An 18,650-nucleotide genomic window follows, 5' to 3' on the forward strand; every position below is an offset into this window, starting at 1 on the left:
CTGAGCGGTCGGTTGGCAGCCGCTACTGCAGCATGCTCATGGCAGCATCCATCGCCGCTGACAGATCCTCGTCTTCCTCCAGCAGGGTGCTTGGATCGAGCCCCAGTCGGGCGAACGCCGGGATCTGATTCCAGTCGAGCTGGGTATAGGGATGGGTGCTGCCGATATGGCTCTGCAAGGTGGCGACCTGGACTATATCGACGTAGTCGGCCTTGTCGGCGGCCCGCGAGAAGTTCAGGTATTGGCCCGGTACGGCAGCGATCGGCTCGGGGAATTCCCAGGTACGCAGGATCTTCTCGCCAATGATCGGATGAATCCGGTCGATCACATGATTGAGGCTGATGGAGTCGCCGAGCAGTGCGCCGTGCTCCTCCGCGTAGGTGAGAATCGGCAGGACGCCGATCTGGTGGACCAGACCAGCAAGGGTCGCCTGGTCGGCCGGCAGGCGGGTGAAGTTGCGGCATACAACATGGCTGATCGCCGCGATTTCGGTGCTCTTGTTCCAGACTTCGCGCATCTTGCGGTCAACCGCGTCGGTGGTCGCCTGGAACATCTGCTCCATGGCCAGCCCGGTAGCCAGGTTGGACGTGTAGTTGATTCCCAGGCGGCTGATCGCCGTTTGCAGGTCGTTGATTTCCCGATTGGTGCGTAGCAGGGGGCTGTTGACCACCTTGATGATGCGTGCGGTTAGCGCGGTATCGTTGCCGATCACTCTCGCCAGAGTGGGGATGCTGACGTCGGGATCCTCCGCCGCTTCGCGCACGCGCAGGGCCACTTCCGGAAGGGTCGGCAGTACCAATTGATCATCTTCAATGGCCTTGGTCAGTTCCCGCTGGACTTTATCGGCAAGGGTGCTCATGTGTTTCCCTTTTATTCCCTATAAACGGCTACGAAGGCTGGCAGTCATCACAGCCTGTCAGCGCTGGATTTCCTGGTCTGGATTCAGTGTGTACGGCAGGTCGAGAAGGGTCAGAGGCTCGCCATCGATAGAGCCGAGGAAGATGCGGCCATCGGCGGCGGCGTCTTCCAGCAGTACGGCGAGAAGCTCCAAAACTCCATCAGCGCGAGCCGCCAAAACGACCTCGCCGACGCTGGAGTTGTGAACCGGTGAGAAGAGCTCCATTCCCCTGCCGGGTACTGGTGAGTCTGTATTTTCGATGGCCAGGCGATGCAGACGGCGCTTGAGTTTGCCCAGGTACTGCATACGCGCGACGATTTCCTGCCCGGTATAGCAGCCCTTCTTGAAGCTGACGCCACCCAGGGCTTGCAGGTTGATCATCTGGGGTATGAACAGCTCGCGGGTTTCGCCGAACACCTGACCGATCCCGGCGCGGATCTGTGCAAGCTGCCAGTGCTCTAGCGAGGCTTCGGCCAGTTGCGCGGCGAGTCGTTGCTGGATGGTTTCAGCTTCTGCTGCAGGCACCCAAAGCTCGGCGCGACCGTCGGGTAGGCGGATGGCAATCAGGTTGTGGGCGGTTGCTACCTGGTCTGCCGTCTGCGACAGATCAAGGCCCAGACTGACCAGAGCGCCGTCGCCTCCGCACAGACCGAAACGCACCCACTCCGCGCTTTCGTCATGCAGTTTGGATTTGGAAAACACCGCGAAACGGGCGAGGTCGGCACGTTGCGGCTCCACCAGCTCCCTGGCCATCGCCAGCAGGTAGTCATCACCTTGCGGAACAATGCGAAAGCTCGACTGCATGCGGCCTTTTGGCGTACAGCGCGCGCCCAGGCTCGAGCGTTGGCCGTCGAGGTAGTTGAGATTGCAGGTCAGTTGTCCCTGCAGAAACTTGCCGGCATCCGGACCACGTACGGCCAGAATGCCCTCGTGCGACAGGGCACAGAAATAAGCAGTGTCGGTCATCTTTGGTCAACCGTGCTGAACGGACGAGCATCATAGCAGGACCGTTTGAAAACACAGCGTGCAACAGACCCTGGTGCCCAGGCGTGTCGGGCGCTGCGCCTGTGGCTATAATGCCGCGCTTGAATCGAGGAGCATGGCATGGTCGAACAATCCGAACTTAACCGTCTTTTCTGGCAGAGCCGTCGTGGCATGCTCGAGCTGGACGTCCTGCTGGTGCCTTTCACTCAGGAAATCTATCCACAGCTGGATGAAGAAAATCAGCGACGCTATCGCAAGCTGCTTAATTGCGAAGATCAGGACATGTTCGGTTGGTTTATGGAGCGTAACGAGCCTGAAGATGAGGAGCTGCGCCTTATCGTTCGTATGATCCTCGATCGTGTCCAGCCCAAATAACCAGCAGTTCGAGTGCCACTGGCAGGCATCGCGCCTGTTGTTGGCACTTTATCTCGCGGTCCTGATGCTGGTGGTCTTCACGCTGCTGGCAGTCCCGGTTCCGCAGTGGCTGCAGGCGCTAGGCCTGCTGTTGTGTCTGTTGCATGCGCTCTGGGTGATCCCGTCGCGCATTCTGCTATCGGGCGACTGGTCCTGGCGGGGGCTGCGCCGGGATCATCTGGGATGGTCTCTGTGGAATCGGCGTAGCGGCTGGGTGCCTGTGCAGTTGCGCCCCGACAGCCTGGCGCTGCCGGTTATGGTCGTCTTGCGTTTCAAGGTGCCTGGGCAATGGTTCGCGCGCGGTGTTTGCATTGCGCGGGACGCGATGCCGCCAGAGCAGCATCGGCGCCTGCGGGTGCGGCTGAAATTCAGTCGTCGAAGGTGGGCGGCACCAGAATAGTGTCGACGGCTTCGGTCAGCATGTCGGGGTAGTCCAGGGTGTAATGCAGGCCGCGACTTTCCTTGCGCTGCATCGCGGAGCGGATCATCAGGTCGGCCACCAGGGCCAGGTTGCGCAGTTCGATCAGATCGCGGCTGACCTTGTAGTTGGAGTAGAACTCGTCGATCTCGCCCAGCAGCATGCGCACCCGGTGCTGCGCACGCATCAAGCGCTTACTGGTGCGAACAATCCCGACGTAGTCCCACATGAAGCGTCGTAGTTCGTCCCAGTTGTGCGCGATGATCACGTCTTCATCCGAATCGGTCACCTGGCTTGCGTCCCAGTCTGGCAGCGCGTGCGCCTGCTCGACGTCTGGTAGTTCGGCGAGCATGTCCTGTGCGGCGGAGCGAGCATAGACGAAACACTCCAGAAGTGAGTTGCTGGCCATGCGGTTGGCTCCGTGCAGGCCGGTAAAGCTGGTTTCACCGATGGCATAGAGACCGGGAATGTCGGTCCTGCCGGACTGGTCGACGACGATGCCGCCGCAGGTGTAGTGCGCGGCGGGTACGACGGGGATGGGCTCGCGCGTGATGTCGATGCCGAACTCCAGGCAGCGTTCGTAGACAGTAGGGAAGTGCTCCCGAATGAACGCCGCCGGCTTATGGCTGATGTCCAGGTAAACGCAGTCGATACCCAGGCGTTTCATTTCATGGTCGATGGCGCGTGCGACGATGTCTCGAGGCGCCAGTTCGGCGCGCTCATCGAAGCGCGGCATAAAGCGTTCGCCGTTGGGTAGCTTGAGCACGGCGCCTTCGCCGCGCAGTGCTTCGGTGATCAGGAAGCTCTTGGCTTGGGGATGGTAAAGGCAGGTTGGGTGGAACTGGTTGAACTCCAGATTGCCCACCCGGCAGCCGGCGCGCCAGGCCATGGCGATGCCGTCTCCGCAGGCGCCGTCAGGGTTGCTGGTATACAGGTAGACCTTGGCTGCACCGCCGGTCGCCAGTACCACGAACTTGGCTTGGAAGGTTTCAACTTCGCCGGAGGCGCGATTCAGTACGTAGGCACCCAGGCAGCGCCTGCCGCTCAGTCCCAGCTTGTGTTCAGTGATCAGATCGACCGCCACGCGCTGCTGCAACAGGTCGATATTGGTTCTGTCCTGGGCGCGGGCGAGCAGGGTATTGAAAATCGCCGCACCGGTAGCGTCGGCCGCATGGATGATGCGCCGATGGCTGTGGCCGCCCTCACGCGTCAGGTGATACTCGAAGCTGCCCGCTTCGGGATCGGCCTCATCACGGGTGAAGGGCACGCCCTGCTCAATGAGCCACTGGATGGCTTCGCGGCTGTGCTCGACGGTAAAGCGGACGGCGTCCTCGCTGCAGAGTCCGGCGCCAGCGACAAGGGTATCGGCGACATGGGATTCCACGGTGTCGGTAGTGTCCAGCACGGCTGCAACACCGCCCTGGGCCCAGTAGGTCGAGCCGTTGGCCAGATCGCCTTTGCTCAGTATGGCGACACGTAGCGTGGTTGGCAGGTTCAGAGCCAGCGTAAGGCCGGCGGCGCCGCTGCCGATGACTAGAACGTCGTATTGAGGATGCTGGCTCATTTTGATATCTCGCGTTTGAGGCGCGAGCAGTATATAGAGTGCTTAAGGCGGCAAAAAAGCGCTTAGGCATTTTCTTCCTTCGTAGAGGAACTTTTTATTACCGACTCTCTCTATACATAGTTGTGGAGGCCGGACGCTCATCAAAGAACTGGGCGGAGGGTTTTTGCTGTGAATTACCGGGCAGGAAAGCGTCAGTCGATCAGGTATGTCGCGTAACCTGTCCATGCCGTTTGGCGTGTGCAGTACAGCTTTCGAGGAAGGGGGAGAACTTTTGCGTAAAGCCCGGGTCTATTCTGGCAGGTCAGCTCGCTGGCAGGAACAGCACCCCTTCCCGACCATGAAGGAGTGTTTATGCTAACCCAGGAGCAGGACCAGCAACTGGTCGAACGAGTACAGCGAGGCGACAAGCGGGCTTTCGATCTGCTGGTGTTGAAATACCAGCACAAGATTCTTGGGTTGATCGTGCGATTCGTACATGACTCCCATGAGGCGCAGGATGTCGCGCAGGAAGCTTTCATCAAGGCCTATCGGGCGCTGGCGAATTTTCGCGGCGACAGTGCCTTTTATACCTGGCTGTATCGCATTGCAATCAACACGGCGAAGAATCATTTGGTGGCTCGAGGGAGACGGCCGCCAGACAGTGATGTCAGTTCCGAAGATGCCGAGTTCTATGATGGCGATCACGCCCTAAAGGATATCGAGTCACCGGAGCGAGCTCTTCTCAGGGATGAAATTGAAGACACGGTCCACCGCACCATCCAACAATTACCAGAAGATTTGCGCACCGCTCTAACACTGCGCGAATTTGATGGTCTCAGTTATGAAGACATTGCAAACGTTATGCAATGTCCGGTGGGTACAGTCCGCTCTCGGATATTCCGGGCGCGGGAAGCTATAGATAAATCGTTGCAACCCTTGTTGCATGAGTCCTGAGACAGCGGCGTCAGCCAAGAGAGGAACCGCCATGAGTCGTGAAGCCCTGCATGAATCGCTGTCCGCAGTGATGGATAACGAAGCGGACGAGTTAGAATTACGTCGAGTGCTCGCAGCAGGCGGCGAAAGTGAGACACGTGCGACATGGTCGCGTTACCAGCTTGCGCGGGCTGCTATGCACCGCGAGTTGATCGAGCCTCGCCTGGATATTGCCTCGGCGGTATCTGCCGCGCTGGCTGATGAACCAGCCTTGAATGTCAGTCCTGCCGCTGCCAAGCCGCAGCGTAAGTCTGCCTGGCGAAACTTGGGTCGCATCGCGGTCGCTGCCTCGGTAACGGTGGCCGTGCTGGCTGGTGTTCGCCTGTATAATCAGAGCGAGGTTGCTGGGCCGCAGATGGCACAGCAGGCACCGCAGCCAAGCATCGCCGTACCGCAAGCCACTCAAGGCCCGGCAGTACTGGCAGGCTACAATGGCAGCGACAATGCTGGTTCCGTGGGTGCCGAAACGGCCTCCGTCCAGGCTTCAGCTGAAGGTTGGCATGAGCAGCGACTGCCGGCGTATGTGCGCCAGCATGCGCAACAGGCTGCCTTTGGTAGCGAGTCTGAGAGTGCGTTGCCCTATGCGCGCGCCGCCAGCATGGAAGATCGTTAAGGAACAACATGCGTGTAATACCGCTTTATGTGGTGCTCGGGGGCTGGCTATCGATGCCGGCCTTTGCTGCTGATGCTGGTGCCTGGTTGCAGCGACTTGCAACCGCTGAGGAAGGACAGAGCTACCACGGCACCTTCATGTACGAGCGCAACGGCAGCTTCTCCAGCCATGCCGTCTGGCAACTGGCTGAAAATAACCAAGTTCATGAACGCCTACTACAGCTGGACGGGCCTGCGGCAGAAGTTCTGTTGGTGGATGGTCGAGTGCAGTGCGCCAGCGAGCAGCTGGCCTCCCAAGTCAGGGATATGAAACCTTGGCAGCAGGCGCAGCTCGATCCACAGGTGCTCGGTCAGTGGTATGACTTTCAGCTGCTTGGCGAGTCGCGGGTAGCAGGACGGCCGACTATGGCTCTTGGTGTTCGGCCCAAGGACCAGCACCGCTACGGATACGAACTACATCTTGACCGTGAGACGGCGCTGCCGCTCAAGTCGTTGCTGCTCAATGAAAGCGGACAGTTGCTCGAACGCTTCCAGTTCATCCAGTTTTCACCTGATGCTGTCCAGCCTGCAGATATCGAGGTAGGTGCAGCCTGCCAGCCCGTTTCGCTGGCCGCCGAAGAGGCCGGTGATACGGCGCCGCAGTGGCGTTCCGATTGGCTACCTGATGGCTTTCAACTGCTTGACTCCAGTGTGCGACCCAGCCCCGCTTCGGATGAGCGCGTGGCGTGGTTGATCTACGGTGACGGATTGGCGCACTTCTCCGTATTTCTCGAGCCCTTGCGCGGCGCGGTTGTCGAGGACGCACGCAGCCAGATGGGGCCTACGGTTGCAGTTTCCAAGCGCCTCACCACCGCCGACGGTGACGTGATGGTTACAGTTGTCGGCGAAGTTCCGCTTGGCACTGCCGAGCGTGTTGCCTTGTCGATGCGCGCCGGTGCGGACCAGGCACTACGATGATCGAAGAACCGGGACGGGTTGTTGCAGTAGAACCTGGCGCGGTCTGGGTTGAGACGCAGCGCAAAAGCACCTGTTCCGGTTGCTCGGTCCGAAACGGCTGTGGCCAGGGGCTGATGGATCAACTGGGCGTTCGTGAGCGGCGCGGCTTGATAAGAGCCGTTGCCGATGGCCGCCTGCAGGTGGGTGATTCGGTCGTCATTGGTATTCGCGAAGATGCATTGCTGCGTGGTGCAGCGCTAGTTTATCTTTTCCCGCTCATCGTACTGTTTGCAGCTGCGCTGCTGGCCTCCTGGCTGTCGGCGCCTGAACCGTATGTGATATTGGCCGGGCTCGGCGGTTTCCTGTCCTCGTGGTTGGTTGTGCGCGCGCGCGGCCGGCGTGCGGCAGGGGATTGTGCACTGCGGCCGGTTGTACTGCGCGTCATGCTGGGTGTGGCTGGTGCTGATGGCGCAGTCGGTTCGTTTTCGCCAAGAGGGAATGATCTTGAAGGTTCAACGCACTAGCTTCTTCGCGTTTGTCGCTGCACTACTTGTTCTTGGACACGCAGCGCTCGCTCAGGCTCAGCTACCTGATTTCAGGCCTCTGGTTGAAAGTGCTTCGCCGGCAGTCGTCAACATCAGCACCAAGCAGAAAGTGCAGACTCGTGGCGCTCATCCTCAGCTGCCCGATCTGGAAGGCCTGCCGCCTATCTTTCGCGAATTCTTCGAGCACAGTATCCCTGGCTTTCCCGGAGGGGGGCAGCAGCGCGAGGCGCAGTCTCTGGGCTCGGGCTTCATCATTTCCGCCGATGGCTATGTACTGACCAATAATCACGTGGTGGCGGATGCAGACGAGATCATCGTGCGTCTGCCGGACCGCAGCGAGCTGGAAGCGACGCTGGTTGGCGCCGATCCGCGCACTGATGTGGCGCTGCTGAAGATTCAGGGCAGCGATTTGCCCACAGTCAAACTTGGCCAATCCAGCACGCTCAAGGCGGGTGAGTGGGTGCTAGCCATCGGCTCGCCGTTCGGCTTTGACCATACGGTAACGGCGGGCATAGTCAGCGCCACCGGGCGCAACCTGCCCAATGAGAGCTATGTGCCCTTCATTCAGACTGATGTTGCGATCAACCCGGGCAACTCGGGCGGGCCGTTGTTCAACCTGCAGGGCGAGGTCATTGGCATCAACTCGCAGATATTTACCCGCTCTGGCGGCTTTATGGGGTTGTCGTTCGCCATCCCGATTGATGTCGCGATGGATATCTCCGAGCAATTGCGCACCGAGGGCAAAGTCAGCAGAGGCTGGCTGGGTGTTGTCATTCAGGAGGTGAACCGCGATCTGGCCGAGTCCTTCGGGCTTGAGCGTCCGACCGGTGCACTGGTTGCGCAGGTCATGGACGGCGGCCCGGCAGCGAAGGGAGGTTTGCGAGTGGGTGACGTGATCCTCAGTGTCAATGGCAATGCCATCGACATGTCTGCCGACCTGCCGCATTTGATCGGTACCATCAAACCGGATACCAAGGCGCAGCTGGGCATCGTGCGCGAAGGCAATCGCGAAACGCTGACGGTAACCATTGGCGCCTTGCCCGAAGAAGGCGAGGAAGTCGCGACAGCGGGCAGTCGCACGGAAAAAAGCAGTAACCGCCTGGGCGTCAAGGTTTCAGAACTCAGTGAAGAGCAGAAGCGCAGCCTCGACCTTTCAGGCGGCGTGGTCATCTCAGAGGTGCTCAATGGGCCGGCCGCGATGATCGGCCTGCGTCCTGGTGATGTGATAACGCATCTGAACAACCAGGCCATTGACTCCGCTGCGACCTTCGCTCGCGTGGCCGACCAGTTGCCGAAAAATCGCTCGGTCTCCATGCGCGTCTTGCGACAGGGTCGCGCCAGCTTCATTACCTTCAAGCTTGCCGAGTAGCACGCTACATCCGATCACAGGGCGACTTGGTCGCCCTGTGATGCGCTCTCGCTGGGCAGCCCAAGAGGCTCTGACTCAGCGTGGCGCGGGAAAAGGCGATCAGGTACAATCCGCGGCTATTTTTCGGCAGGCAATCAGCCTGCGGCATATTCGGGTGTTTAGCTGTGAGTGACCTGAGTCATATCCGCAATTTTTCCATCATCGCGCACATTGATCATGGCAAGTCGACCCTGGCCGACCGCTTTATCCAGATGTGTGGTGGCCTGACAGAGCGTGAAATGGCTTCTCAGGTCCTCGACTCCATGGACCTTGAGCGCGAGCGCGGCATCACCATCAAAGCCCACAGCGTGACCCTTCATTACACGGCACGCGACGGTAAGACTTATCAGCTCAATTTCATCGATACCCCCGGCCACGTGGATTTCACCTACGAGGTAAGCCGTTCGCTGGCCGCCTGTGAAGGCGCGCTCTTGGTGGTGGATGCCGGACAGGGTGTCGAGGCGCAGTCGGTTGCCAACTGCTACACAGCCATCGAGCAGGGCCTTGAAGTCATGCCGGTGCTGAACAAGATGGACCTGCCCCAGGCCGACCCGGAAAAGGTCAAGGCCGAAATCGAACACATCATCGGGATCGATGCCACCGATGCCGTAGCCTGCAGCGCCAAGAGCGGCATGGGCGTAGACGATGTTCTGGAGCGCCTGGTAGCCACGATTCCGCCGCCCACTGGCGAGATCGATGCGCCGTTGCAGGCGCTGATCATCGACTCTTGGTTCGACAACTATCTGGGCGTCGTCTCGCTGGTACGGGTCCGCCACGGGCGGATCAAGAAAGGCGACAAGGTGCTGGTGAAATCCACTGGCAAGACGCACCAGGTCGACAGCGTAGGCGTGTTCAACCCCAAGCACACCAGTACCGCCGACCTCAAGGCCGGCGAGGTGGGCTTCATCATCGCCGGCATCAAGGACATTCACGGGGCGCCGGTAGGCGACACCCTGACCCTGGCCGCTACTCCAGATGTCGAAATGCTGCCGGGCTTCCAGCGGGTCAAGCCACAGGTCTATGCCGGCCTGTTCCCGGTCAGCTCGGATGACTTCGAAGATTTCCGCGATGCACTGCAGAAGCTGACCCTCAACGATGCTGCGCTGCAGTACGAGCCGGAAAGCTCCGATGCCCTTGGCTTCGGCTTCCGCATCGGCTTCCTCGGCATGCTGCATATGGAGATCATCCAGGAGCGTCTTGAGCGCGAATACAACCTGGACCTGATCACTACCGCCCCGACCGTGGTCTATGAGCTGGCGCTGAAGAACGGCGAAACGCTCTACGTCGACAGCCCATCGAAGCTGCCGGACCTGTCCGCCATCGAAGACATGCGCGAGCCCATCGTGCGGGCCAATATTCTGGTGCCGCAGGAGCATCTGGGTAGCGTCATCACGCTGTGTATCGAAAAGCGAGGCGTGCAGCGCGATCTGCAGTTCCTCGGTTCCCAGGTACAGGTTCGTTACGACCTGCCAATGAGTGAAGTGGTGCTGGATTTCTTCGACCGCCTGAAGTCGGTCAGCCGTGGCTACGCTTCGCTGGATTACAGCTTCGAGTGCTTCCAGTCGGCCAACCTGACCCGTTTGGACATCTTGATCAATGGCGACAAGGTCGATGCGCTGGCGTTGATCGTGCACCGCGACAATGCTCACTATAAGGGCCGGATTCTGGTCGAGAAGATGAAGGAGCTCATCCCTCGGCAGATGTTCGACGTCGCGATTCAGGCCGCCCTTGGTGGTCAGATCGTTGCCCGGAGCACCGTCAAGGCATTGCGCAAGAACGTTCTGGCCAAGTGTTATGGCGGCGACGTGAGCCGCAAGCGCAAATTGCTGGAAAAGCAGAAGGCCGGCAAGAAGCGCATGAAGCAGGTGGGCAACGTGGAAATCCCGCAGGAAGCGTTCCTTGCAGTGCTCAAGGTAGATAGTTGATATGTCGATCAATTTCCCGCTGTTGCTGGTGATTGCCGTTGCGGTATGCGGTTTTCTCGTGCTGCTCGACGTGGTGTTTTTCGCGCCGCGTCGACGCGGCGCGATAGCCAGCTACGAGAGCCGCGCTGGCGAGCCCGATCCAAGCACGCTGGAAGCCTTGAGCCGGGAGCCGGTGCTGATCGAGTACGGCAAATCCTTCTTTCCGGTACTGGCCATCGTGCTGGTGCTGCGTTCCTTTCTGATCGAACCATTTCAGATTCCATCCGGCTCGATGATTCCGACGCTGGAAGTGGGCGATTTCATCCTGGTGAACAAGTTCGCCTACGGCATCCGTCTGCCGGTGGTGGACACCAAGATCATCGACGTCAGCGATCCCAAGCGTGGCGACGTCATGGTGTTCCGCTATCCCAACGACCCGAATATCAATTACATCAAGCGTGTCATAGGCCTGCCGGGAGATGTGGTGCGCTATAGCAGCGACCGCCGTCTGACCATCAACGGCCAGCTGGTGCCCGAGATGTTGGTGGGCGATGAGCCTGGCAGCTTGGGCAGCGCCAAGATGTATCAGGAAAAATTGGGCGAAACCGAACACATGATCCGCAAGGAAATGCGCCGTTATCAGGTTGAGCCTGGCCGCGAGTGGCGTGTGCCGGAAGGTCACTATTTCATGATGGGTGACAACCGCGACAACTCCAATGACAGCCGCTACTGGCAGGACTCAGTGATTCCTGCTGAGCTGGCGGGCATGGTTCCCGACCGCAATATCGTCGGCAAGGCATTTGCGATCTGGATGAGCTGGCCTGATCCGAAACTCAGCAATCTGCCAAACTTTTCCCGAGTCGGCCTGATTCACTGAGTCTGTGAATCACGGCCCGGTTCCTGCGGCCCGTCCCGCTATATTTGTCCAGCCCCGATCGGTGGGTAACGCACGACATAGAGGTCGACATGAGTTTCGCTCGTTCGCAAAAAGGCTTGTCCATGCTGAGCTGGATCGTGATGCTTGCATTGGTGGCGTTTGTCGCCAGCACGGCATTCAAGATGCTGCCGCATTATTTTGACTATATGTCCATGGACAAGATCATTTCCGGGGTGGAAAGTGACAAGGCTACTGAAGTGCGTAGCGTGCGCGACTTCTATACTCATGTCAGTCGAGGCATGGACGTCAACGGCATTCGCGGCCTGGACCTGGAAGAGGCGCTGAAGGTCGAGATTGAAAACAACGAATTCAGGGTTCATCTGAATTACGAAAAGCGCGAGCCGCTGATCCGCAACCTGGATCTGGTGGCTAACTTCGACAAAGAATATCGTCTAAGGATGCCGTGAGCACTTCGTTAGCCCGTCTCGAGCGCAAGCTCGGTTATCAATTCAAGGATCAGGAGCTGATGCTCCTGGCTCTTACACATCGCAGCTATGCCGGACGCAACAATGAGCGTCTGGAGTTTCTTGGCGATGCCATTCTCAATTTCGTCGCCGGGGAGGCGTTGTTCACGCATTTTCCCCAAGCCAAAGAAGGGCAGCTGTCCCGATTGCGCTCGCGCCTGGTCAAAGGTGAAACGCTGGCGGTGCTGGCCCGCGGCTTTGAGCTGGGCGACTATCTGCGCCTGGGCTCGGGCGAGTTGAAGAGCGGTGGCTTTCGCCGCGAATCGATCCTGGCCGACACGCTGGAAGCGCTGATTGGCGCCATCTATCTTGACTCCGGCATGGAAGCGGCACGTGATCGCGTGCTGGCCTGGCTGGCCAACGAACTGCAAGGGTTGACGCTGGTCGACACCAACAAGGATCCGAAGACCCGTTTGCAGGAGTTTCTGCAATCACGTGCCTGCGAGCTGCCGCGCTATGAAGTGGTGGCTATCGAAGGCGAACCGCATTGCCGCACCTTCTTCGTCGAATGTCAGGTGGCGCTGCTTAACGAGAAGACGCAAGGGCAGGGCGCCAGCCGGCGCATTGCAGAACAGGTTGCGGCCGCATCGGCCCTGATCGCCTTGGGTGTGGAGAATGGTAATGATTGAGCAACAGACAGAAGATGCAGTCAGCCGCTGTGGCTATGTGGCCATCGTGGGCCGACCCAATGTCGGCAAATCGACGCTGCTCAACCATGTCCTCGGGCAGAAGCTCGCCATTACCTCGCGCAAGCCGCAGACCACTCGCCACAACATGCTCGGGATCAAGACCGAGGGTGCCGTTCAGGCTGTCTATGTCGACACCCCTGGCATACACACGGGCGGCGAGACTGCTCTGAACCGCTATATGAACCGTACGGCGGCGTCGGCACTCAAGGATGTCGACGTGGTGGTATTCGTCGTCGATCGCACGCGCTGGACCGAAGAAGACCAGTTGGTGCTTGAGCGAGTTCAGTATGTAGAAGGTCCGGTGATCGTGGCGGTGAACAAGACCGATCGCGTCGAGGACAAGAGCGAGCTGCTGCCGCACTTCGAGTGGCTGTCGCAGCAGCTGCCCAACGCCGAGATCGTGCCGATTTCCGCGCAGCACGGGCAGAACCTCGATCTGTTCGAGAAGCTGGTGGCGTCTCATCTGCCTGAAAGCGAGCATTTTTTTCCGGAAGACCAGATCACCGATCGCAGCAGCCGTTTTCTGGCCGCCGAACTGGTGCGCGAGAAGATCATGCGCCAGCTGGGCGCGGAAGTGCCGTACCAGATCACGGTCGAGATCGAGGATTTCAAGCAGCAGGGCCATGTGCTGCATATACACGCACTGATTCTGGTAGAGCGTGACGGGCAGAAGAAGATCATCATTGGCGACAAGGGCGAGCGCATCAAACGCATCGGCCAGGAAGCCCGCAAGGACATGGAAGTGCTGTTCGACTCCAAGGTCATGCTCAACCTCTGGGTGAAGGTCAAAGGCGGCTGGTCCGACGATGAGCGCGCGCTGCACTCGCTGGGCTACCAGTAAGCGAGAAGGTCGGGAGCGGGCATACCCGAGGCATGTTCTAGCGTAGGGTGGCTCATGCTTTACCAATCCATCGGGTGGCGATCCACCTGCTGGCGCCCCACCCAGCTGCGCGACGGTGGATGTGAAGAGCGACAGCCACCCTACATCAGCCTCTGCCAGTGCTAGCTATGGATTCCTCCCCAGTCCAATCCGCCTTCGTCCTGCATAGTCGGCCCTATCGCGAGAGCAGTGCGCTGGTGGATTTCTTTACGCCCCAGGGACGGTTGCGCGCCGTGTTGCGGGGCGCGCGAGGCAAGGCCGGTACGCTGGCAAGGCCCTTCGTCCCGCTGGACGTCGAGTTCCGTGGGCGTGGCGAGCTTAAGAGCGTGGCCCGGCTGGAGGCCAACGGCCCGTCCCATTGGTTGGAAGGCAACGCCCTGTTCGGCGGCATGTACCTCAACGAATTGCTGATCCGGCTGCTGCCTGCCGAAGATGCACAGGCCGCGCTGTTCGAGCACTACCTGCAAACCTTGCCGGCGCTGGCGGCGAAACGGCCGCTGGAGCCGCTGCTGCGCTCGTTCGAATGGCGTTTGCTGAGCGAACTGGGCTATGGTTTTGCGCTTGATCGGGACGTTAGTGACCAGCCCATCGCCCCTTCAGGCCTTTATCGGCTCGTCCCCGACACTGGGCTGGAGCCCGTAGGCCAGTTTCAGCCGGGTCTGTTCAACGGCGCTGAACTGCTGGCGATGGCCGAGGCCGATTGGAGCATTCCCGGCGCCCTGGCCGCGGCCAAACGACTTATGCGCCAGGCACTGGCGCCTCATCTGGGCGGTCGACCTCTGGTCAGCCGTGAATTGTTCATGAACATGAAGGAGCCCAAGCGTGACTGAAGCCAATCGAATTCTGCTCGGCGTCAATGTTGATCACGTTGCGACTCTGCGCCAGGCGCGTGGTACCCGTTATCCCGACCCGGTCAAAGCTGCCCTGGATGCTGAAGAAGCCGGCGCCGACGGCATTACCGTGCACCTGCGCGAGGATCGCCGGCATATCCAGGAGCGCGATGTCCTGTTGATGAAGGACACGCTGCAAACGCGCATGAACTTCGAGATGGGCGTTACCGAGGCCATGCTGTCCTTCGCTGAGCGGTTGCGGCCGGAGCATGTCTGTCTGGTTCCCGAGACCCGCGAGGAGCTGACCACCGAGGGCGGATTGGATGTGGCGGGGCAGGAATCGCGTATTCGCGATGCCCTTGAGCGGATGGCCGCTTGCGGCGCGCAGGTCTCGCTGTTTATCGATGCCGAACCGCGCCAGATCGAAGCGGCCGCGCGCCTTGGCGCGCCCGCCATCGAGCTGCATACCGGGCGTTACGCCGATGCCCAGAGCACTGCCGAGCGCGTAGTCGAGCTGGCGCGCATTCGCCAGGGTGTGGAGGCGGGGTTGGCCCATGGCCTGATCGTCAATGCTGGCCACGGCTTGCACTACCACAATGCCGACGCGATTGCGGCGATCCCCGGTATCAACGAGCTAAACATCGGACATGCAATCGTCGCCCATGCGCTGTTTGTCGGCTTCAAGCAGGCCGTCAAGGAAATGAAGCACCTTATCCTCAGCGCCGCGGCACGGGGCTAACACATGGGGGCGACCAGCTTTGGCAGGTCGCCCTCGAAAGAACTCAGCGCCGAAATAGATTTACCAGGACAGTGAGTACCAGACTCAGGATGATCATCGAGGTAATCGGGATGAAGGTGCGGCTGCGCTCCGACTCGATGCGGATATCACCCGGCAGTTTGCCAAACCAATTCAGCAGCCACGGCGCGTAGTGCAGCGCCACACCCAGCAGGAGCAGCAGTGCGCCTGCTGCCATCAGCCATTTCGCCATTCTGTCTCCCGATGTTCAGGTTATCCGGTCGGGTTGCGTCGCTATTTGCGATAGGCGGCCAGTGCCGCGATGACCTGGCGGGATAGCTCCTCCGCAGGCTCGCTGCGCTCGACGGCGCGCAACAGCTTGATCTGATACTCACCAAGCGCCGGCAGGTCGGGACCTTCCTCCAGCCGCTTCAATGGTGGTTTGACCAGGCTCAAGGGGTAGGGTGCTATTGCCAGGTCGGCAATCATCGCAGCTTCCTGCCCGGCGCACTGCTCGCTGGAGTAGGCGATACGATATGGCCGGCCTGCGCGGTCGAGCGCCTGCAGTGCCAGGCGTCGCCAAGCGCAGTCAGGGGTAGCCAGGGCCAGCGGCAGTGGGTTGCGCTCAACCGCGACACCGCCCGCTCGACCGGCCCATACCAGCGGCTCGCTGTGCACAACCTCACCGCGCGTATCGTCCTGCCCCGCATTGCCGACGCTTAACAGTGCAACGTCCAGCTCGCCGGCATCGACGCGCTGGATCAGTTCGATCGTGCGACCCACCGACACGTTAACCTCGACACCCGGATGGCTGCGAGCAAACTGCGACAGCAGCCCGGGCAGGATATGCGTACCGATATCGGCCGGTGTGCCGAAGCGAACCCGCCCGTTCAGGCGTGGTGCTATGAATGCGCCGACCGCTTCCTCGTGCAACTTGAGCAGTCTCCTGGCGTAGCCGAGCAACCGCTCACCATCATCGGTCAGCGCGATGTGGCGGGCCTCACGGATAAACAGACTGCAGCCGAGCAGGCCTTCCAGCCGTTTGATCTGCATGCTGACGGCTGAGGTGGTACGGAATATCTGTTGTGCTGCCCTTGTGAAACTGCCGCTTTCGGCGATGCAGACGAAGGTGCGCAATACATCGATCTCAAGCAGGGGTGTTGCGCAGGTCGGGAGCGCTTGGGGAATCGCGGTCATGATGCACCCTTCAATTTCGCTTAACAGGGCGTTTTATTTTAGTCGTTTGTCTGAATCGTCAAGCCGGCACATCCTGAATTTGCCGACCAACAGTCGGTCGGCAGGCCAGGGTGCGCCGATGCACTCGCGTGCGGCGGGGAGACGATGATGCAGCATTCCAAACGGCAGCAGATATGCGGAACCAGTAGCTCCGATCGGCCTGTGATACCGGAGCTCTACATGCCGGCAACGTGGCCGGTAGGCCTTCAGCAGCGGATAGTCGACTGGGTCGTCGCCTGGCGTAAAAGGCGGCTTTATCAGCGTCTGCTCAGGCTCACCGACCTGCAGTTGCGACAGCGGGATTTAAGCCGAGCACGGATCGTCGAAAAGGCCGAACGGCCGCTGCGGCAGGTCATCGCCGAACAGCGCAGGCAGCGCGCTCACAAGACCTGCCAGCTGGGCTGATAGCCTGGACGAGTTGGCCCGGTATCAGGGCTTGCGTGCGGTGATCACCGCACGCATGGGCGCCGGCAGCCCTTCGATGGTCTTGCTGTGGTCCTGCGGGTCGAGAAATTCGGGTAGCGACTGGTAGCGCATCCAGTCCGTGCTGCGCTGCTCCTCAACGCTGGTAATACTGACGTCGACGCAGCGCACGTCGACGAAACCGGCTCGGCGCAGCCAGCATTCCAGGGCTGCCACCGAAGGCAGAAACCAGACATTGCGCATCTGCGCGTAGCGATCTTCCGGAACCAGCGCGGTGTGTTCATTGCCCTCGACCACCAGGGTTTCCAGGACCAGCTCACCGCCCTTGAGCAGGCAATCTTTCAATTCCAGCAGGTGATCGATTGGCGAGCGGCGGTGGTACAGCACACCCATGGAAAACACCGTGTCGAAACCTTCGAGCTTCGCCGGCAGTTCCTCCAGTGCCATCGGCAGATGCCAGGCGGGCAGGTCAGGCAGATAGCGCTTCAGCGCATGGAACTGGCAGAAGAACAGCCAGTTTGGGTCGATGCCCACCACCGAGTCGGCCCCGGCGCCGAGCATGCGCCACATGTAGTAGCCATTGCCGCAACCGACATCAAGGATGCGCTTGCCGGCCAGGTCCAGGTGCGGCGCTACGCGCGCCCATTTCCAGTCCGAACGCCACTCGGTGTCCACATGCACGCCGAACACATCGAACGGCCCCTTGCGCCAGGGCGAAAGGCCGAACAATGCGTCATGGGTGATGGCGCGTGTCGTCTCGTCGCAGTCTGCCTGCAGCCGAAAGGCGTCGCGCAGCTCCACGGCGCTCGGCTGGATATCCGGCAGCGCGTCGACCGCGCGCCGCCAGCGCGGCAGGTCACCATGGCCAATGGCAAGTTTGGCGTCGAGCTGCTGTTGCAGGCCGTTGGCCCAGGCAGCCAGCGGGGTGCCGGCCAAACGCCAGGCAAGAGGGGTGAGGTCGAGATTCATGGCAGGGCGATCAGTGAGGCGAAATTCAGGCACTGGAACCAGGGCAGCACTTTGGTAAAGCCGGCGTCCAGCAGGCGCTGGCGATGGGTTTCCAAACTGTCGGGCTTCATCACATTTTCAATGGCGCTGCGCTTCTGGGCGATCTCCAGTTCGCTATAGCCATTGGCACGCTTGAAGGCGATATGCAGGTCGGTGAGCAGATCCTGCTCCTGCTCGTCCTCGAAACGCAGTTTTTCCGAGAGGATCAGCGCGCCACCCGGAACCAGCGCCTGGCGGATATTGGCCAACAGGGCGGGACGCTGTTCGCGGGGAATGAACTGCAGCGTGAAGTTCAGCGCCACCAGGGAGGTGGGCTGAAACTGCAGCTTGAGAATGTCCGCCTCGACTACCTCGACCGGCAACAGCTCCTGGAACATCGAATCCTGCCCATGCAGGTATTCGCGGCAGCGTTCGACCATGGCCGCGGAGTTGTCCACGGCGATCACCTGGCAATTATCAGCCCTGACGTGCCGGCGCAGCGCCTGCGTCACGGCACCCAGCGAGCAACCCAGGTCATACAGATGCGTATTGGGCTGGGCGAATTGCGCCGCCAGCACGCCGATGTTCTCGACGATGGTGGGGTAGCCCGGCACCGAGCGTTTGATCATGTCGGGGAACACCCGCACTACGTCCTCGTTGAAAACGAAGTCCTGGGGCTGGGCGAGGGGCTTGGCGAACAAGCGATCTGACTCGTGGCTCACGGTGGTGTCTGGGGTAGCTCGAAAAGAGGGCGGCATTGTAGCGAAAGCGAGTTGGCTAGTCCGTAGGAATTGCCTTGCCCGACTCGCCACC

22 protein-coding genes are annotated in these 18,650 nt (G+C 60.3%); 15 read left to right on the forward strand and 7 right to left on the reverse strand.

Annotation, left to right across the window (positions count from 1 at the left end; genetic code table 11):
- Positions 1-22: 22 nt before the first annotated feature.
- Both BN1079_RS16265 and ygfZ read right to left on the reverse strand, forming a co-directional pair.
- Positions 23-859, reverse strand: a complete 837-nt coding sequence (locus BN1079_RS16265; protein ID WP_037026236.1) for an HDOD domain-containing protein — start codon at positions 857-859, stop codon at positions 23-25.
- Between the two features lie 57 nt (positions 860-916).
- Complete coding sequence (gene ygfZ, locus BN1079_RS16270) at positions 917-1,864, reverse strand: CAF17-like 4Fe-4S cluster assembly/insertion protein YgfZ (protein WP_037026238.1); 948 nt, start codon at positions 1,862-1,864, stop codon at positions 917-919.
- Between the two features lie 138 nt (positions 1,865-2,002).
- On the opposite strand from ygfZ, the gene BN1079_RS16275 reads away from it, so the two are divergent.
- A complete protein-coding gene (locus BN1079_RS16275; RefSeq protein WP_037026242.1) occupies positions 2,003-2,257 on the forward strand; it encodes an FAD assembly factor SdhE in 255 nt (84 codons plus the stop codon).
- Positions 2,241-2,696, forward strand: a complete 456-nt coding sequence (locus BN1079_RS16280; RefSeq protein WP_037026244.1) for a protein YgfX — start codon at positions 2,241-2,243, stop codon at positions 2,694-2,696. Before BN1079_RS16275 ends, BN1079_RS16280 begins: the two co-directional genes overlap by 17 nt.
- Here the strand turns inward: BN1079_RS16280 and nadB are convergent.
- Positions 2,665-4,278 (reverse strand): L-aspartate oxidase, encoded by a 1,614-nt coding sequence (gene nadB, locus BN1079_RS16285; RefSeq protein WP_037026245.1) that lies wholly within the window; start codon positions 4,276-4,278, stop codon positions 2,665-2,667. The two genes, BN1079_RS16280 and nadB, sit on opposite strands and share 32 nt — an antisense overlap.
- A gap of 351 nt (positions 4,279-4,629) precedes the next feature.
- Here nadB and rpoE point away from each other — a divergent pair, with 351 nt between their 5' ends.
- The 12 genes from rpoE (at position 4,630) to pdxJ (ending at position 15,194) form a co-directional block, all read left to right on the forward strand.
- Positions 4,630-5,211, forward strand: coding sequence for an RNA polymerase sigma factor RpoE/AlgU (gene rpoE, locus BN1079_RS16290; RefSeq protein ID WP_014851841.1), 582 nt, complete (start codon positions 4,630-4,632; stop codon positions 5,209-5,211).
- Positions 5,212-5,242: 31 nt separating this feature from the next.
- The gene (locus tag BN1079_RS16295; protein WP_037026247.1) at positions 5,243-5,863 is read left to right on the forward strand and encodes a sigma-E factor negative regulatory protein; all 621 of its coding nucleotides are present in this window, start codon (positions 5,243-5,245) and stop codon (positions 5,861-5,863) included.
- Positions 5,864-5,871: 8 nt separating this feature from the next.
- A complete protein-coding gene (locus BN1079_RS16300; protein WP_037026248.1) occupies positions 5,872-6,819 on the forward strand; it encodes a MucB/RseB C-terminal domain-containing protein in 948 nt (315 codons plus the stop codon).
- Positions 6,816-7,322: a SoxR reducing system RseC family protein gene (locus tag BN1079_RS16305; protein ID WP_052114505.1), complete on the forward strand. Its 507-nt coding sequence runs from the start codon at positions 6,816-6,818 to the stop codon at positions 7,320-7,322. The genes BN1079_RS16300 and BN1079_RS16305 overlap by 4 nt, the downstream gene beginning before the upstream one ends.
- Positions 7,303-8,712, forward strand: a complete 1,410-nt coding sequence (locus BN1079_RS16310) for a DegQ family serine endoprotease (protein WP_231850790.1) — start codon at positions 7,303-7,305, stop codon at positions 8,710-8,712. Before BN1079_RS16305 ends, BN1079_RS16310 begins: the two co-directional genes overlap by 20 nt.
- 164 nt (positions 8,713-8,876) lie before the next feature.
- Entirely contained in the window at positions 8,877-10,676 is a 1,800-nt protein-coding gene (lepA, locus tag BN1079_RS16315) for a translation elongation factor 4 (protein ID WP_037026250.1), read from the forward strand.
- A gap of 1 nt (position 10,677) precedes the next feature.
- The gene (lepB, locus tag BN1079_RS16320) at positions 10,678-11,532 is read left to right on the forward strand and encodes a signal peptidase I (protein ID WP_037026252.1); all 855 of its coding nucleotides are present in this window, start codon (positions 10,678-10,680) and stop codon (positions 11,530-11,532) included.
- Between the two features lie 89 nt (positions 11,533-11,621).
- Positions 11,622-11,999 (forward strand): DUF4845 domain-containing protein, encoded by a 378-nt coding sequence (locus BN1079_RS16325; RefSeq protein WP_037026254.1) that lies wholly within the window; start codon positions 11,622-11,624, stop codon positions 11,997-11,999.
- Complete coding sequence (rnc, locus tag BN1079_RS16330) at positions 11,996-12,685, forward strand: ribonuclease III (RefSeq protein ID WP_037026256.1); 690 nt, start codon at positions 11,996-11,998, stop codon at positions 12,683-12,685. Before BN1079_RS16325 ends, rnc begins: the two co-directional genes overlap by 4 nt.
- Entirely contained in the window at positions 12,678-13,586 is a 909-nt protein-coding gene (gene era, locus BN1079_RS16335; protein WP_037026257.1) for a GTPase Era, read from the forward strand. The genes rnc and era overlap by 8 nt, the downstream gene beginning before the upstream one ends.
- A 167-nt stretch (positions 13,587-13,753) precedes the next feature.
- Entirely contained in the window at positions 13,754-14,455 is a 702-nt protein-coding gene (recO, locus tag BN1079_RS16340) for a DNA repair protein RecO (protein ID WP_037026259.1), read from the forward strand.
- Positions 14,448-15,194: a pyridoxine 5'-phosphate synthase gene (gene pdxJ / locus BN1079_RS16345; protein WP_037026261.1), complete on the forward strand. Its 747-nt coding sequence runs from the start codon at positions 14,448-14,450 to the stop codon at positions 15,192-15,194. The genes recO and pdxJ overlap by 8 nt, the downstream gene beginning before the upstream one ends.
- 43 nt (positions 15,195-15,237) lie before the next feature.
- On the opposite strand, the gene BN1079_RS16350 is transcribed toward pdxJ, so the two are convergent.
- Together BN1079_RS16350 and BN1079_RS16355 are read right to left on the reverse strand one after the other, a co-directional pair.
- Positions 15,238-15,444: a DUF2905 domain-containing protein gene (locus BN1079_RS16350; RefSeq protein WP_037026263.1), complete on the reverse strand. Its 207-nt coding sequence runs from the start codon at positions 15,442-15,444 to the stop codon at positions 15,238-15,240.
- 41 nt (positions 15,445-15,485) lie between these two features.
- On the reverse strand, positions 15,486-16,388 hold the full coding sequence (locus BN1079_RS16355; RefSeq protein ID WP_037026266.1) for a LysR substrate-binding domain-containing protein: 903 nt from the start codon (positions 16,386-16,388) through the stop codon (positions 15,486-15,488).
- A 219-nt stretch (positions 16,389-16,607) separates the two neighbouring features.
- Here BN1079_RS16355 and BN1079_RS16360 point away from each other — a divergent pair, with 219 nt between their 5' ends.
- Positions 16,608-16,832 (forward strand): hypothetical protein, encoded by a 225-nt coding sequence (locus BN1079_RS16360; RefSeq protein WP_037026268.1) that lies wholly within the window; start codon positions 16,608-16,610, stop codon positions 16,830-16,832.
- A 24-nt stretch (positions 16,833-16,856) separates the two neighbouring features.
- Here the strand turns inward: BN1079_RS16360 and cmoB are convergent, their stop codons facing one another.
- Positions 16,857-17,819, reverse strand: coding sequence for a tRNA 5-methoxyuridine(34)/uridine 5-oxyacetic acid(34) synthase CmoB (cmoB, locus tag BN1079_RS16365; RefSeq protein WP_037026270.1), 963 nt, complete (start codon positions 17,817-17,819; stop codon positions 16,857-16,859).
- The gene (gene cmoA, locus BN1079_RS16370) at positions 17,816-18,595 is read right to left on the reverse strand and encodes a carboxy-S-adenosyl-L-methionine synthase CmoA (protein WP_171819310.1); all 780 of its coding nucleotides are present in this window, start codon (positions 18,593-18,595) and stop codon (positions 17,816-17,818) included. The genes cmoB and cmoA overlap by 4 nt, the downstream gene beginning before the upstream one ends.
- Positions 18,596-18,650: the final 55 nt, after the last annotated feature.

It is taken from the genome of Pseudomonas saudiphocaensis (assembly GCF_000756775.1).
Lineage (GTDB): Bacteria > Pseudomonadota > Gammaproteobacteria > Pseudomonadales > Pseudomonadaceae > Stutzerimonas > Stutzerimonas saudiphocaensis.